Genomic DNA, 15,446 nt, shown 5'->3' with positions numbered 1-15,446 from the left:
CAGCGCTCACGGGTGTTTCAGATATCGCCTTGGTCATCACGTGCGCAGGTCAAGCAGGCGCGATCTGCACCGACGGCACCGCCAGGGCGCATTCGGTGTCCACCGACTCGCCCGCCGTGCCGGCCTGACAACCGATGGACACCTGCAGGCCGTCGCCGACGAGGACATACCAGCGGATCGCACTGCCCGACGCGGGTGCCTCGCGGTAGCTGATCACGTCGCGACCCATGAACCGGGTGGCCGGGGAGAATTCGGTGACCACGTCGTCGCCGCGCTGCCGGATGCGATTGCCGAGGCTCGTCGCGACCGATGACAACGTCGAATCGGTTCTGACCTCGCTCTGCACCACGAGTATCCGGCGTCCGGACTCAGGGTCGACGAAGACGGTGCGGGAAGGCCGCTCGGTGTCGGCCTCAGCGTGGTCGCCCAGTTCACTACGCCGCCAATCCGCGGGTACCTGCAGGCTCGTCCGACCCACGGTCACCATCTGCTCGTCCGGCGTGCCCGCCTCCCCGCGTTGGAGAAACCCGACCACGGCCGCGACGAGAGCCACGGTCACCGCGATGACGCCCGCCGACCACAGCACCCGTGACGAACTCCGGCGAGGCGGAGCCGTCGTGCTCGCCGGTCTCGGGCCGAGCAACGGGCTCGGCTCCGACCCGCCGGCGCGCCATCCATGGCGTCGGATCAGCTGACGGTCGACCGGTACGACCCGGCCGGCCAGTGCATGGGTACAGACGAGGTCGACGGCACACCGCACCTGCGCCGGATCGGTCCCGTCGACGAACACCGCCTCGACCGAGTCGTCCACGATCGACTCGGTGCGTGTGGCGACGTCGTCGGCGTCGGGTTCGAGAACCTCGGACGCCTCGATCTCCCAGTCGGTCGACGTGCGGCGAAGTCGTGTCACATCCCAGGCCCGGGCCGGAGTCCGGGCTGGGTCGACGGGCCCGGACGGCACGTGTGCCGTCTCCACCACTGCACAGCGCTGCATCGCGCCGTCGGAGTGACTCCGTGCGATCAGCACGGCCCGCGGCACCAAGGTCACCGGCGTCGAGAGGTCGGCGGTCGAGCCGGCCAGTACCGACGTCCGCAGCCGTCCCCACGTGCTCGGGTACCCGACGACGACGGGCAGCGGGCCGTCGGGCCCGGCGTCGGGTAATCCCAGTGCGCTCCAGACTCCCTGCCAGGCCTGGTGACCGTAGAGCCGGGCACCGCCCACCACCACCGTCGTCGCGTCCACCGCGGCGAGCAGGTCAGAGACGTCGGCCGTCCGGTCTCCGGTCAGCAACAGCTGCCCGTACGCGAGGTCGACGACGGTCGGACGCGGCACACCGGACACCGCGGATCACACCTGGGGCTCGACGTAGCCGACCTGGATCATCTCCTGCTGTCGGGTCCGCGAGACGAGCTCGCCCCGACCCGGGATCAGCTGCTGCAGACGCACACGACCGGTGATGTAGCCCTCATCGCGGTCACCGCTCATCAGCAGCATGTCGCACGACAGGTCCTTCAGTCGGCCGATCAGCGGGTCGAACATGGCACGACCGAGACCTCCGGAACGCCGCGCGAGGATGATGTGCATCCCGATGTCCCGCGCGTGCGACGCCATGTCGACCAAGGGCGCCATCGGGTTGCTCGACCCCGTCGACACCATGTCGTAGTCATCGATGATCACGTAGATGTCGGGGCCCGACCACCAGGAACGATCCCGCAGTTGCTGCGGTGTCACGTTCTCCGGTGGCAGGCGCCCGGAGAAGTGAGCGGCGAGCTCGGTCATCATCGGCACCGCGGTGTTCGCCGAGCTGGCATAGCCGGCCAGATGATCCCCCTCGATGATGCCCAGCATGGTCCGGCGATAGTCGACCAACACGATCTTGACCTGTTCCGGGGTGGAGTTGCGTACGAGGCCGGTCACGATGTTGCGCAAAAGGTTCGTCTTGCCGTGTTCCACGTCGGCGAACGCCATGAAATGCGGCTGCACACCGAAATCGAGTACCACCGGCGCCAGCTCGAGCTCCCCGACTCCGATCGCCACCTGGGTCGGGGCCAACGCCCGTCCGGCCCGCTCGAGTCGGGTGTCGATCTCTGCCTGGGCGATCTCGTTGCCCAACTTGCGCACGACCATGGCCTCACGACCCCGGTAGGCGGTCGCGAGCTTGTCGGTCGCCTGCTGCACGCCGGCCGGGAGCGACTCGACCGCGCTGACCGCGTCCAGACGCGGCAGCGCGATCAGCATGTGCAGCTCCTCCGGCGTGAGGCCGCGACCCGGACGGTTGTGCGGCACGAGTGCCGCCGCCCGACGTCCCATCTCCGAGTCCATGGCGTCACCGAGTTTGAGCTCGATCCGGCTGCCCATCAGATCTTTCACCGCCGGGCGGACCTCGGCCCACCGCGAGGCGGTGACGATCACGTGCACGCCGTAGGACAGTCCCTGTTGGACGATCGCGTTGATCTGGTCCTCGAGGAAATCGAACTCGTTGCGCAGCACACCGATACCGTCGAGAACCAGGAATACGTCGCCGTGGCGATCCGCGCTCAGCGGGTCGGATTCGTCGACCGCTCCCCCGGCGAACGCCTCACGTCGGCGTGCGCGGTAGTCGCGCATGGATTCGATACCCAGACGGGCGAACAACAATTCGCGGCTGCGGACGATGGCGCTCACCTCGGCGACCGTGCGCCGCACAGCGTCCATGTCGCCTCGGGAGGCCACCGAGCCCACATGCGGGAGCCCGGCGATCGACGCGAGGCTGCCGCCGCCGAAGTCGAGGCAATAGAACTGCACCTGTTCCGGCGTGTGGGTGGCCGCCGCCGCCATGACGATCGTGCGCAACGCGGTCGACTTGCCCGACTGCGGACCACCGACAACGGCGACGTTGCCGGCGGCGCCCGCCAGATCGAGCAGCTGAACGTCGCGACGCTGGTCATACGGGCGATCGACGACGCCGACGGGCAGGCGCAGATCGCCCAGCGCGCCCGGCGCCGACCAGTCGCGACGTCCAACCAGCTGATCGACCGTCGGGGACTCGTCGAGAGGTGGAAGCCAGACCTCGTGTGCGGGTGGACCGTGCCCTGCCATGCGCCCGACGAGCGTATCGAGCAACGTCGGTATCGAGGCCGCGGCAGGGTCGTCGTAGGCGGGCACCTCCGGCTCCTGCGGTGGCTCCTCGTCCAGCAGGGCTTGCGCCTGATCGAGGACCGACGAGCTGGCCGCACCGTCCTCCAGGGGCACCGGCAGCGCGGTGAACACCTTCATGCGTCCCAGTGGGCCGGTGTAGACCGCCATGTCCTCGAGCGCTCCGTCGGCGACCGGTGGGAGATACGGGCCCGACACGTAGGAGGTGTTGAACCGCACCGGTTCCGCGGAATCGCACTTGAGGTATGCCGATCCGGGCACGCTCGGCAGGTGGTAGGCGTCAGGAACGCCGAGTACCGATCGGGACTCATTGGCCGAGAACGTCTTCAGTCCGATCCGATAGGAGAGGTGGCTGTCGAGTCCGCGCAGCTTGCCCTCTTCGAGCCGCTGCGAGGCCAACAACAGGTGGATGTGCAACGACCGTCCGAGCCGGCCGATCGCGACGAACAGTTCCGCGAAATCCGGCTTCTGTGCGAGCAGTTCGGAGAACTCGTCGACGACGATGAACAGCGCGGGCAGCGGCTCGAGGCGCACCCCGGACGCACGGGCCCGTTCGTAATCACTGACGTTGGCGAAATTGCCGGCACTGCGCAGCAATTCCTGACGGCGGTTCATCTCTCCGGACAGCGCGTCCTTCATCCGGTCGACCATCGACAGTTCCTGCTCGAGGTTGGTGATGATCGCGGCCACGTGCGGCGCAGACTCCAGTCCCAGGAATGTCGCACCTCCCTTGAAGTCGACCAGCACGAGATTCAGCTCGGTCGGCGAATGGGTCGCGAGCATCGCCAGGACCAGAGTGCGCAGGAACTCCGACTTGCCCGACCCGGTCGCGCCGATGCATAGGCCGTGCGGACCCATTCCGCCGTGTGCGCTCTCCTTGATGTCCAGATCGACCGGGGTACCACTGGGCGTGATACCGATCGGCACCCGCAACCGGTCACGTCCGGTGCGGCCGCGCCAGCCCACGGTGGGTTCGAAGCGCGTGGCATCGGTGATACCGAGCAGTGCGGGCAGACCCGGGTCGCTCGAGGTCGCCTCGGTCTCCAGGTTCGCCAGCGCTGCCGCCGTGGCCAGCCGGTACCGTGCCATGCGGCGGGCGAGGGTCTCGGCCTCGGGGATCGTCAGCGAGTCCATGTCGGCGAACTCCTCGACACCGAAAGCACTGCGCGCCGCCACCTTTCGGTTGCGGACGACCAGCTGAAGACCACGGCGTGCGGCGAGCCCGTCCGGCGGGGCGGTCAGATCGAGGACGGTGACACCCTCCATCCCCGCATCGTTGATCAACCGCTCGTCGCCGGCCACGTGGCCATCGTCGAGCACCACCACGAGATGCGCACGACCGGGGGTGGGGGGCGCGGAACGACTGAAACGCCCGCGCTCGAGCAGATCCGAGGCCATCGAGTTCTCGAAGTCGGCCAGCGTCGGGTAGATCATCCGCATGGCGCCGAGGCCGTCCCGCAATGTCGGATGGCCCACGTGCGGAAGCCATTTCGCCCAGTCCCAGGCCTCACCCGCCGGGTCCCCGGTGATGATGGCGATGTGCATGTGGTCCGGTCCGTGGAAGGCACACAGCTCGACGATCATCGCGCGCACCAGGTCCCGGGTCTCTTGGCGAGCACCCTCGATGTTGACCGCGGGGAAACCGCGCAGCGAGATCGCAGTCGGCAGCCGGTGCACGACGGAGTGGGTGCGAACGAAACGACGCAGCGCCACCATCGACACCGGCTCGAGGTCCTCGAGAGGGCCGGTCTCGGGCGGCATCAGGCGGGTGGCGAGTCGTTGCGACCCGACACCCACTCGGACGTGGGCGAAGTCGCTGTCGGTCGGTCGCCGCTCCCACATCCGCCGGCTGCCCACGATGTCGAGCAACGCCGCCGGGTCGGGATGGCTCCACGACAAGGCGGCGCGCTGTGCGGCCACCGTGTCCATCACCTGGGCGCGGGTCTGGCCGAGGTAGCGGAAGTAGTCCTTGCGTTCCTCGTTGAGCTCGGCCGCCTTCTTCCCGCCGCCGTGCCCGCCTGCCGCGAACATGCCGAACATCGACATCAGCATCATCAGCGGGAACATCATGAACAACGGGTTCGACAGGATGTTGCGTCCACCGGTCGCGAACATCATCGCGACCATGCCCACGACCGCCACCACCATCACGACCGGCAGCAGTTTCATGAGCATGCTGCCCGGCACGACCCGCGGCACGTCCGGCGGCGGCGCGATGTTCAGCTCACCGCCGGGTGCCCGCGGAGGTGTGATCCGCGCACGGCGGACGAACCCCTCCGTAGTTGTCACCACGCGATCTTCCCCCCGACCGATCGTGCCGCCCCGAGTTGTCCCGACAGGGCCGCGCTAGTACACAATTGACGCGGTTCGCATGGTAACCGCGAACAGGGCGGGGAGGATCCACCAGATGTCGACTCTGGATTCGCAAACAATGCTGTCACATTCGCCGGGGCCGGGGCCGGCGGCCGGCGGACAAGCCGGTGCGCGTGGCCGGGCGGGCATCGAACCGGAGCTCGTCCGGGTGTCCGTGCTCGGCGGCAACACCCAGTTGGATGTGGGTCTACCTGCGGCGATGCCGATCGCCGCGCTCATACCCGACCTGGTCGCGCAGATTGAGTCGCGTAGTCCCGCGCGGCGCGATCCGGACGACCCCGACGACGGTGACAACCGTCCCCGGGACCGTCAGAATCGCTGGACCCTGGGTCTCGTCGGGCAGGAACCGATTGCTCCGAACCGCTCGTTGTCGGAATCCGGAATTCGCGACGGTGACCTGCTCGTTCTCCGCCCTATTCGTACCGGTGAGTCGCCGGCACTCTTCGACGACGTGGTCGACGCTGTCGCCCGTTTGAATGAATCTCGGTTCGCCGCTTGGTCGGCCAGGTCGGCCCGCTGTGCAGGGTTCACCGTGGCACTGTTCGCATCGGTCGGTGCCGCCGTGGCGCTCGGTACCTACCGATCGACGAGCGGGGCCTTGTGGATTGCCGCGCTCAGCGCGCTCGCCGCGATCGCGTTACTCACCGCGGGCACCATCGTGGCGCGCCACTACCGCGACGAGATGAGCGCGAGTGTCCTCGTCGCGACGGCGGTGCCACAGCTTTTCGTCACCGGCATGTTGCTGGTTCCCGGCCGGTTCGGCGCCGCGCATCTGACTCTGGGGTGCGCGCTCACGCTCGTCGGAATCGTCGTCTCCTACCGTCTGATCGCCACCGGTCCCGCCCTGCACAGTGCGGTCACCACCGCGATGGTGCTCGCCGGTGGCGGCTGCGCGGCGGACCTGCTGCTCGATGTCGACGTCGCCGACATCGCCGCAGTGCTGGCCGCCATCGGGCTTCTCGTGCTCGCGATGGCGCCCCGCGCGACGATCATGCTCGCCAAACTGCCCCTGCCCCCGGTACCGACTGCCGGTGCAGCGATCGATGCCGAGGAGATCGAGCCCAAGCCGGCGATCGAGGGAATCGGCGCCATCGGCGCGATGGCCTTGCCCAAGGCTGATGCGTTGGAACGTCGTTCGTATGTCGCGAACGCCTATCTGACCGGCATTGTCGCCGGGACGTCGCTGGTGACCGCGGCCTGTGCCGTCATGGCGGCAGCCCCCCTGGCCGGTTTCGCACCCAAGGCCGCCGCGTATGCGGCCATCGTCGCAGTTGTCATGTGCCTGCGCGGCCGTTCGCACAGCGACCTGGCTCAGGCAGCTTTCCTCATCGCCGGCGGTTCGCTGACCCTGGTCACCCTCGCCACCGGCCTCGCGTTCGGCTCCGACAACTGGCCGGTGATCGGTTTCGTCGTGGCCATGGTGATCGTCGGGGCCGCCTTCGTCCTCGGCGTGGTGGCACCCAACCAGGAGTTCTCACCTGTGATGCGGCGTGCAGCCGAGATCGTCGAGTACGTCCTCGTCGCGATCATCGTGCCACTGCTGCTGTGGATCCTCGACCTGTACCAAATCGTCCGGGAGATCTGACGTGCGTCGGCGCGCGACGGGCATCATCGGCGCACTTCTGTCGACCATCGCCGTGAACGCCTCGATCGCCGGTGCACCTGCGGCCGCGATGACGCCGCCGGTCATCGACTCGACCGCACTCGTGCGTTCGGCGCCGGTCACACCTCCGGAACCCACCGAGCAGCGCACGCTGTGCGCCAAGCCGTTGGCCACCGGCCGCCACGACAACTCGAAACCGACTGCAGCCCAGTGGATGATGAACCTTCCGGAGGCCTGGCGGTTCAGTAGCGGCCGCGGCCAGAAGGTCGCCCTCATCGACACCGGTGTCACCCCGCACCCGCGGTTGGGTCGGGTCCAGGCCGGTGGCGACTATGTGTCGTCGGGCAATGGGCTCGTCGACTGCGACGCGCACGGCACACTCGTGGCCGGCATCATCGCCGCACGGCCGAGTCGCCGGGACGCATTCGCGGGCGTCGCGCCCGACGCGTCGCTGATCTCGATCCGACAGTCGAGCGGCGCCTACTCGGCAAAGGATCGGCGAAGTTCTGCGGAGGCCGATCCCACAGTCGGTTCCGGCTACGGGTCGGTCGCGACACTGGCCAACGCGGTCGTACGGGCCACCGATCTCGGTGCCACCGTGATTAACATCTCCGAGGTCGCCTGCGCCCCGGCGGGTACCAGACTCAACGACAAGTCTTTGGGTGCAGCAGTCAAATACGCCTACGACCACGACGTCGTGGTCGTCGTCGCAGCCGGCAATCTGTCGCCCAGTTCAGGTTGTCGGGAACAGAATCCGACGCCGTCGCCTGCCGACACCAGCGGCTGGGGCTCGGTCGAGACCATCGCCAGCCCGGCCTGGTTCTCGCCCTATGTTCTCGCGGTTGCCGCGGTCGATGCCGGGACCGGCGCACCCAGCGGGTTCAGCCTGCACGGACCCTGGGTGAGCGTCGCCGCCCCCGGCACCGACATCGTGAGCCTCGACAGCACACGCGGATCGTCGAGGTTGGTCGACGCCCAGCAGGGGCAGGACGGCCCGATCCCCATCGTCGGCACCAGCTTCGCGACACCGTATGTCGCCGGGACGGTGGCACTCGTGCGGTCGCGCTTCCCCAGGCTGAGACCGAGAGAGGTCATGGACCGCATCATCCGCACCGCACATGCGCCCGGCACTGGCCATGACACCGTGATCGGCTACGGGGTGATCGATCCGGTCGCGGCGCTGACCAGCGAGATTCCCGGCGACCGAGCTGATCCCACCGAGTCGAAGGCGATCGCCGCACCCGCCCCGGACATCCCGCCCGACCACACCGCCCGCAACGTCGCACTCGTCGGAGTCGGTGTCTGCGCGGCGGTCATCGCCGCAGTACTCGCCATCGCGCTACCGCACCGCCGCGTTCGACGACTGAGTCCGGATGAGTTCTAGTTCAGTCATCCCCTGAGGCGCCGCTCGGAGGCGAGTGACCTCGGGAGCGTCACCACCCGCTCCCTGAGGAGCCTGCGAGGCGTCACCACCCGCTCCCTGAGGAGCCTCCGAGCCTGCGAGGCGTCACCACCCGCTCCCTGAGGAGCCTCCGAGCCTGCGAGGATGCGTCACCCCCCCCCCCCGCTCCCTGAGGAGCCTCCGAGCCTGCGAGGATGCGTCACCCCCCGCTCCCTGAGGAGCCTCCGAGCTTGCGAGGATGCGTCACGAAGGGCGCCCCTTCGTGACGGCCCTCCGCTAGCGCTCCGGACCTCCTCAGGGATCGGGAAAATCCTGACGCGCGAGCCTGCGAGGATGCGGGAGAATCCTGACGCGCGAGCTTGCGAGGATGCGTGACCACCCGCGCCCTGAGGTACCTCCGAGCCTGCGGGCGTCATCACCCGGTCCCTGAGGAGCCTCCGAGCTTGCGAGGATGCGCCCGCGTTGGGCCGGCTACCGCGGGTAGGTGACGATGACCTTCCCGGTGACCGGGTTGCGCCAGGTGATGGTGCGGTCGATGTTCATCGTCGGTATCCACATGCCCAGATGCTTGCGCTGATGATCCGGCCGACACAGCGGTGCCAGGTTTGCGGGCAGCGTCCAACCACCGGTCTGCGGGTCACCGCGCCGAAACTTCACCAGATGATCGAGCTCGCATTCGTGCGCGGGTCGCCCGCAGAACGGATACCGGCAGTACCGATCCGACAACAGAACCTGCTCACGCACCCTCGTCGACGGCGCATAAGTCAACGCACCCGGCGGCGGCAGGTCGTGGCCACCGTGTCCGGACGGATCGACCGGTGGGCCCGGTCCACGCTCGCCGAGCACGATCAGCCCCGACGGTCGGCGGTTCTGGTGGTTCGGCAGGGTGATAAGCGTGGCCCGATCGCTCAGCCGGTCAGCCAGGGCGGGATCGATCGCCCCGTAGCCACGCAACCGGGGCACCTCGATGCCATCCGGGCCCAGTTCTAGCGTCCACGGTGGCGCAGCCGGGGTGAGCGCGGACCCGGATGCACCGTCCGGCTCGGATGCGGGGTCCGGCTCGGCGTCGGCGACCGTGTTGTCAGCCCGTGCTGAATCTGTGCCGTCGGCACGGGTTTCATCGCGGGCCGCGTCGTCGCAGCGGTTACTGCGTTCAGGTAGGGCGCCATCATCGTTTGAACCGTCGATGTCGGTTGCGTCGCCACCATCATGGTCACCGTCTCGGCCGCCGTCGGGTGCGGGGGGCTGGGTCGGATCGGTCGGCCCAGAGGTCGGGTCAGTCGGCGCTCTGCCGGCCGGGCAGTCGTCGTCGCCACACCGACACGTCAGCCGCACCCCGGGTGTGCCGATGAGTTCGGCCAACGCGTCGACCCGCTGTTGACCCAGCGTGCGCGGATCGCGCCGACACACCCGCGCACGCAGCAACGCCGCGATCCCCGCACGCAGAAACACCCCGTACTCGGCCGGCACACAGGCATCGATGTTGGCATGCCCGGAACTGTCATTGGCCGCGGTCACGTTCTGCCACGCCGCCCGAACTCCCTGCGCGCCTCGGCCGCCCCCTCGGGATCCAGCCCGATCGCCACCCCGGCCAACTCATCGCGCAACACCGTGTCCGTCGTCGGACGCGCCCCATACTTCAGAGCAATGCCCTCCACATCAGTGACCGGCTCGGCGGTGTCAGCCGGATCGGACGTGTCAGCCGGATCGGACGTGTCAGCCGGATCGGACGTGTCAGCCGGATCGGACGTGTCAGCCGGATCAGAGGTGTCAGCCGGATCGGACGTGTCAGCCGGATCGGACGTCGCAGGCTCGGCGTCGATGTCGGTGTCGATGCCGGTGTCGGTGTCGGTGGCAGCGTCGTCGTCACCGCCACCTGAGCCCACGGTGTCCGTGTCGGGAGTCGAATCATGTTGTGTGACATCGGGTACCGCTTCCACAAAATGCACCAACTCCGACAACCGATTGGTGCTGTAATCACCGTCGAGATACGCCATCCGCAGCTTCGGCCTGAGCTGCAACGCCGACCCCAACCGATACCATTTGCCGGCCTTGGTCCGCGACAACCCCAACTGCAGCGAGATCTCCCCCACCGCCGCCTTCTCCGCATGACGACGCACCTTCATCTGCGCGCGCGGACCCAACGCCACCATCAGATCGTCATGCACCTGCTCACCGATCCGAAAGGCCAACAACAACGCCCGCGCCTCAGCTTGACGACTCAACCGCAACGCAGCACACGCCTCGGCCACCAGATCCGCCGACCCGGCCGACGACATAACCAAGTCATCAGCAACCGAATCCGAATAAGAGAACACCACACCCCCTTCGTGACGCTCGCCAGCTCGCTCCCTTCGTGACGCTCGCCAGCTCGCTCCCTTCGTGACGCTCGCCAGCTCGCTCCTCAGGGCGGCGCCTCAGGGCGGCCCCCCCAGGGACCGAGCTGGTGACGCTCGCATACGCAATACAGACCGACAGGACAAAAAACCTCAGCCCGTCATCAGAAACCACAGCCCCCGTGAGGAATTCACTGACCACAGATTATCCGAGACCACCGACAAGAAGGCCTCATCGTCGGTAGGGGTTGTGGACAACCCGCATCACTTCAACTGGGCACAGAACATCGGAACCCTCCGACACGAATTATTCTGCGCGAGAACAGCTTCGGCATCCCCCAACACGATCGGTTCACGGCCTCGGCGACGCGAACGCCGGGTCAACCATCATTCCCGTGACGGCATACCAAGTCTCGGCACCCCTTGTGCCACATCTCCTGTGCCGCATCGCCAGTCGACCGGCGACAACGGTAGGTACGAACAGGTCGTTCCGAGATGCACGGACGCCCGCAGGTGCACGGCAAGTTCCGGATGAACTCGCTCGATCTTGACGATGCTTCCGCGGACTCGGGCGCCCACCGTCTTTCTCGCGCGCTCCGTCACATCACCGAGCCGACGATCACGTCCACCGATACCGCTGGCCGCAGCGAGCTCGGCGACGATGGCGGATCGTTCATCGCCGAGACGTTGTGCACCAACGGAATCACCGATGTCCTCGGCATCAGCGATCTGCGCGCCCAATTGATCGATGCGCTGTTTGTACTCTCCCTTTGCGCGATCGTCGAGGACCCGGTCGGAACCAGTCCATCCGACGGTGGCCGCGACGTCGGGTCCGAGCAGGTCGATCACGTGGATCGCGCGCCCGTGACCGGCGATGATCGCCTGCAGGTCAGCGAGGCCCTTGGCGTTCGGCAGCGTCACGCGACGACCTGCGAACGACAAGGTCCATTGGTCGTCGACCATGTGGAACTCGTTGTCCGGCAACCTCTGATCCAGTTGCTCGAGCGTCTGACGGGTTACCTCCGCCCAGCCGGCGGCGCCGAGGTGGGTGTGCATGTGGAGCGCATCGGTGAGATGGCCGCGCGCCGAGGCCAAGTCGCCTAACGACGCAGCCAGCATGCCGAGATGGTGATCGACGGCCGCGTGATAGGCGGCACACCCGCTGACGACGACGTGCAGTCCGGCGTGAGGCAGCAGCGAATGGTACGTCCACCGGCGTTGGTCATTTGTGCCGACCGCGGCGAACACCACTGCAGCGATCGCGAGCTTCTCCAGATCGGTGGACGGTGTGACCGCGACAACGCTGAAGTCCCCCAACAGTTCGCGCGCCAGTTCGAACTCGCCACGCACGGCCGGAGGCCACGCACGCATGAGAGGAAACAACGGCCAAAGCGGGTCAGCGGCGTCGAGCACCGCCGGAGGCTCACGGATACCGAGGGCCACCAGTGACCAGCGTTGCGTACAGAAGCACCCCATGGCGTCCGGCTCGGCGATGGCCCTGCCGAGTTCGAGCGCCTCCTCCCCCAACTCCGCGGCTTCAGCGGCTTGACCGGACAGTTGCGCGAACGTCGCCTTGCGGGTGAGAGATCCCCACCGACCGCGCGCATGACCGAGCCGAGCGGCAAGATCCACGTAGGTGAGGAGCTCGTCACGGCCCGCACGATCCCCGATCTCGAGCAGAGCCGTGGCGCGCAGCAGGTGACCCTGGGCGACGAGATCGGGATCGCCTCCGCGCTCAGCGGCGCCGATCATCGCGTCCACCACCGGTAAGCGGTCGGCCGAACTCCCGGGCACCCAGAGCGCGTCGTGCAACGCGAGATATGCGTCGGCGAGCGCGGTGGCATCGTCGCCCTCCTCGGCGAGCGCCACCGCTCGTCGGGCCATCCGGATCGGCTCCGCTGCACCGGGAGCACTGGCGGATCCGTGGATCGATGCCCGCGCGGATGCCGCGGCCACACGCGATCGGACGGCGGCCGGCCCGCATGCCAGCAGCGCCGTCGCCTCGGCAAGGCGAGCGATCACCTCCGTGTCCTGATCACCGGACCGGTGGCCGAGTGACTGCAGGCCGAGCGCGCCACGGGAGAACAGTTCGGCATCGCCACGCTCGCTGGCGGTCTCGATCACCCGGCGGTAGGAGTCGCGCGCGTCGTCGAGGTGTCCGGCCCGGTCCTGGGACAGCGCCAGTCTCAACTCCACCGCGTCTCGCTCACATCCGGACCCCATGAGCGCCAATGCATGTCGGTAGTGCCCCATCGATGCCTCATGACCGAGTCGGGCCGTCGCAAGATCGGCTGCCCGTAGTGATGCGGCGATGGCATCGACGGTCGCCGACGATCCTGCGGCCAACAGGTGGCTCGCCGCACGGGCAGCCGAGTCAGGGCCATCGAGCCGTTCGAGGACATGCCCGAGGGCGAGATTGATGTCTCGGCGCGCCGCGGCGCCCATGTCCTCGAGGACGGCATCGCGATACAGGTCATGAACGAATGCAGGCGGATCCACGGTGATGATGCCGGCCCGCTCGGCTTGCGCGAGCTCGTCCCGAGCGACGTCTGCGTCCTCGACCGCCCCGGCCGCGACCAGGAGGGGGATCTCGATCTCGCGCCCGGCGACGGCAGCCCAGTCCAGGAGGCGTACGCAGGTGCTCGACAACCGCGCAAGGCGACGCCGCACGGTCTCGATGATGCTCGCGGGCAGTCGATTCGGCGGCTGCGCCGATCCGTGGGCCTGTACAAGACGGATGAGTTCACCGACGAAGAACGGGTTGCCCCCGCTGCGATGCCACACCTTCTCGACCACCGACGACGCGACAGCCGGCCCCGGCATACCGGACACCATCGCCTCCACCTCGGCACGACCGAGTCCGAACAGTGGCAGCGCGAGCGCGGAACCGGCCAATTCGAGCAGCGCCTCGGGTGCTTCCGTATCGCGGTAGGCGCCCACCAGCAGGACCGGTGCGTCACGCACCGCACGCGCCACAAACGACAGCATGACGAGGGATCCCGCATCGGCCCAGTGCAGATCATCGATGACCACGACCACCGGCCGATCGGCCGATGCATGAACCAGAAAGCGTGAAACTGAGTCCAGGAGTCGGAACTGCGCATCGGCGGCCTCGGCTACCCCTCCCGTCACGCTCGCCTCTACCGGGTCGAGCAACCGAGCAGCCTCACCCAGGGCCGCGGGGGTCGGCTCGGCGGCCCGCAAGACCTGCGACCACGGCCAGTACGGGGGTGCGCCGCCGTGTTCCCAGCAGAACCCCCGGAGCACGCGACAGGTCGGTGTCGCACGATCGACCAACCAGCCGAGGACTGCGGACTTGCCGATCCCGGCTTCCCCGGACACAAGGACGAAGCCGCCGACACCCGAACTCGCACTCTCGAGTGCAGAATCGAACACCGCGACGGCGTGGCCGCGCCCGAGCAACTCGGTGGTGCCGCCCATGACGCAATCGTTGCCGGTCAGGGCCGTAGTTGCAAGATCAGGTTCATCGGGGCGCCGACGTCGAGCTGGAGCACGGACGAGAAGCCGGCCTGGTGGGCCAGATCGGTCAGGACCCGCGGACCCGCCAGCGCCCCGAGCGGCTCCGAGGCGGTCTCGTCCTCGGTGCGCTGCGACACGGCGTTCGGAGTGCACACCAGAGTGGAGACCGCGTAGAACATCCGCCCGCCGGGATTCATGTTGTCGACCACCTCATCACCTCCTGGCGGTTCGAACAGCACCACCGCTCCGTCGGCGGCCAGGCCCGCGCGGGCCGCGGCGAGGGCGCCGAGCGGGTCGCCCATGTCGTGCAGGGAATCGAAGAAGGTGATCAGTGTGGCATCCGAACCCGCGAGATCTCCTGCCGTGCCGACCTCGTACCGGAGATTGCCGACTCCCGCGGCGGCCGCCGCCGACCGTGCCTGCATGATCGACGCGTCGTGGTAGTCGATGCCCATCACGTCAGCGCGCGGATAGCGCCGGGCGATCGCCGTGGTCGGTGCGCCGTATCCGCAGCCGACATCGATCACTCGGCCGCCGGCCGCCAACGTCTCGTGCACGTCGGGAACTTGCTCCAGTGCGGCCGCGATGAGCTCGGGCGGGAGTGCCGTCCTGGTCAGCAGATCGGTGCCGTGCCAGTGCGCCGAGCTCCGTTGATGCCAACCGAAACCTTCACCGCTGCAAAATGACTCGGAGAAGGCGTCGAAGCTCTCACACATCGACGAGAACATCTCGACGCAGGCCTCGACCATGGACGCACCGGGTCCGCCGACGAGAACGGCGCCCGCTCCGTCGCGCAGGCTGAAGGTGTCGGCTGCAGAGTCATGGTCGTCGGCGTCATGGTCGAGGTACCCGCCTGCAGCTTGTGCGCGCAGCCATTCACGGACCAGTGCTCGGTCGACGCCCACCTTGGCGGCGACCTCGGCGACCGTCCGGGGCCCGGCGCCGGCCAGCGCCTCCCACAGACCGCTGCGGGTGCCCAACGAGACCAGCAGGACCCCGAGGGTGCCCGCCAGATCGGCTTCCAGACGGCCCATGGTCTGTTCCACGTCCTGCTCGACATTCTGTTCGGTGGTGATCTCGATGGTCATGATCGCGTCCCTTCTCCTGTCAGATGCG

The 15,446-nt window shown here is 67.9% G+C and carries 8 protein-coding genes; 2 read left to right on the top strand and 6 right to left on the bottom strand.

Annotated elements, in window-relative coordinates:
• Nucleotides 1-49: 49 nt before the first annotated feature.
• On the bottom strand, nucleotides 50-1,333 hold the full coding sequence (locus ACVT6V_RS13700; RefSeq protein WP_489900305.1) for a type VII secretion-associated protein: 1,284 nt from the start codon (nucleotides 1,331-1,333) through the stop codon (nucleotides 50-52).
• Between the two features lie 15 nt (nucleotides 1,334-1,348).
• Nucleotides 1,349-5,428, bottom strand: a complete 4,080-nt coding sequence (gene eccCa / locus ACVT6V_RS13695; protein ID WP_489900304.1) for a type VII secretion protein EccCa — start codon at nucleotides 5,426-5,428, stop codon at nucleotides 1,349-1,351.
• Nucleotides 5,429-5,543: 115 nt separating this feature from the next.
• Here eccCa and eccD point away from each other — a divergent pair, with 115 nt between their 5' ends.
• Both eccD and mycP read left to right on the top strand, forming a co-directional pair.
• Nucleotides 5,544-7,094: a type VII secretion integral membrane protein EccD gene (gene eccD / locus ACVT6V_RS13690; protein ID WP_489900303.1), complete on the top strand. Its 1,551-nt coding sequence runs from the start codon at nucleotides 5,544-5,546 to the stop codon at nucleotides 7,092-7,094.
• Between the two features lies 1 nt (nucleotide 7,095).
• Nucleotides 7,096-8,496, top strand: coding sequence for a type VII secretion-associated serine protease mycosin (gene mycP, locus ACVT6V_RS13685; protein WP_489900302.1), 1,401 nt, complete (start codon nucleotides 7,096-7,098; stop codon nucleotides 8,494-8,496).
• A 489-nt stretch (nucleotides 8,497-8,985) separates the two neighbouring features.
• Here mycP and ACVT6V_RS13680 read toward each other — a convergent pair whose 3' ends face one another.
• From ACVT6V_RS13680 to ACVT6V_RS13665, 4 genes are all read right to left on the bottom strand, one after another.
• Nucleotides 8,986-10,032, bottom strand: coding sequence for an HNH endonuclease signature motif containing protein (locus ACVT6V_RS13680; RefSeq protein WP_489900301.1), 1,047 nt, complete (start codon nucleotides 10,030-10,032; stop codon nucleotides 8,986-8,988).
• The gene (locus tag ACVT6V_RS13675; RefSeq protein ID WP_489900300.1) at nucleotides 10,029-10,793 is read right to left on the bottom strand and encodes a hypothetical protein; all 765 of its coding nucleotides are present in this window, start codon (nucleotides 10,791-10,793) and stop codon (nucleotides 10,029-10,031) included. Before ACVT6V_RS13675 ends, ACVT6V_RS13680 begins: the two co-directional genes overlap by 4 nt.
• A gap of 444 nt (nucleotides 10,794-11,237) precedes the next feature.
• Entirely contained in the window at nucleotides 11,238-14,291 is a 3,054-nt protein-coding gene (locus ACVT6V_RS13670; RefSeq protein ID WP_489900299.1) for an ATP-binding protein, read from the bottom strand.
• A gap of 17 nt (nucleotides 14,292-14,308) precedes the next feature.
• A complete protein-coding gene (locus ACVT6V_RS13665; RefSeq protein WP_489900298.1) occupies nucleotides 14,309-15,418 on the bottom strand; it encodes a class I SAM-dependent methyltransferase in 1,110 nt (369 codons plus the stop codon).
• Between the last annotated feature and the right edge of the window lie 28 nt (nucleotides 15,419-15,446).

The organism is Gordonia sp. LMA167 (assembly GCF_058130025.1).
This window is presented reverse-complemented; position numbering and strand designations above follow the sequence as displayed.

What these genes read in the sequence shown, in the direction of transcription:
- ACVT6V_RS13675 (WP_489900300.1), bottom strand. Translation starts at nt 10,793, where the DNA reads ATGTCGTCGGCCGGGTCGGCGGATCTGGTGGCCGAGGCGTGTGCTGCG.
- eccD (WP_489900303.1), top strand. Translation starts at nt 5,544, where the DNA reads ATGTCGACTCTGGATTCGCAAACAATGCTGTCACATTCGCCGGGGCCG.
- ACVT6V_RS13665 (WP_489900298.1), bottom strand. Translation starts at nt 15,418, where the DNA reads ATGACCATCGAGATCACCACCGAACAGAATGTCGAGCAGGACGTGGAA.
- ACVT6V_RS13670 (WP_489900299.1), bottom strand. Translation starts at nt 14,291, where the DNA reads ATGGGCGGCACCACCGAGTTGCTCGGGCGCGGCCACGCCGTCGCGGTG.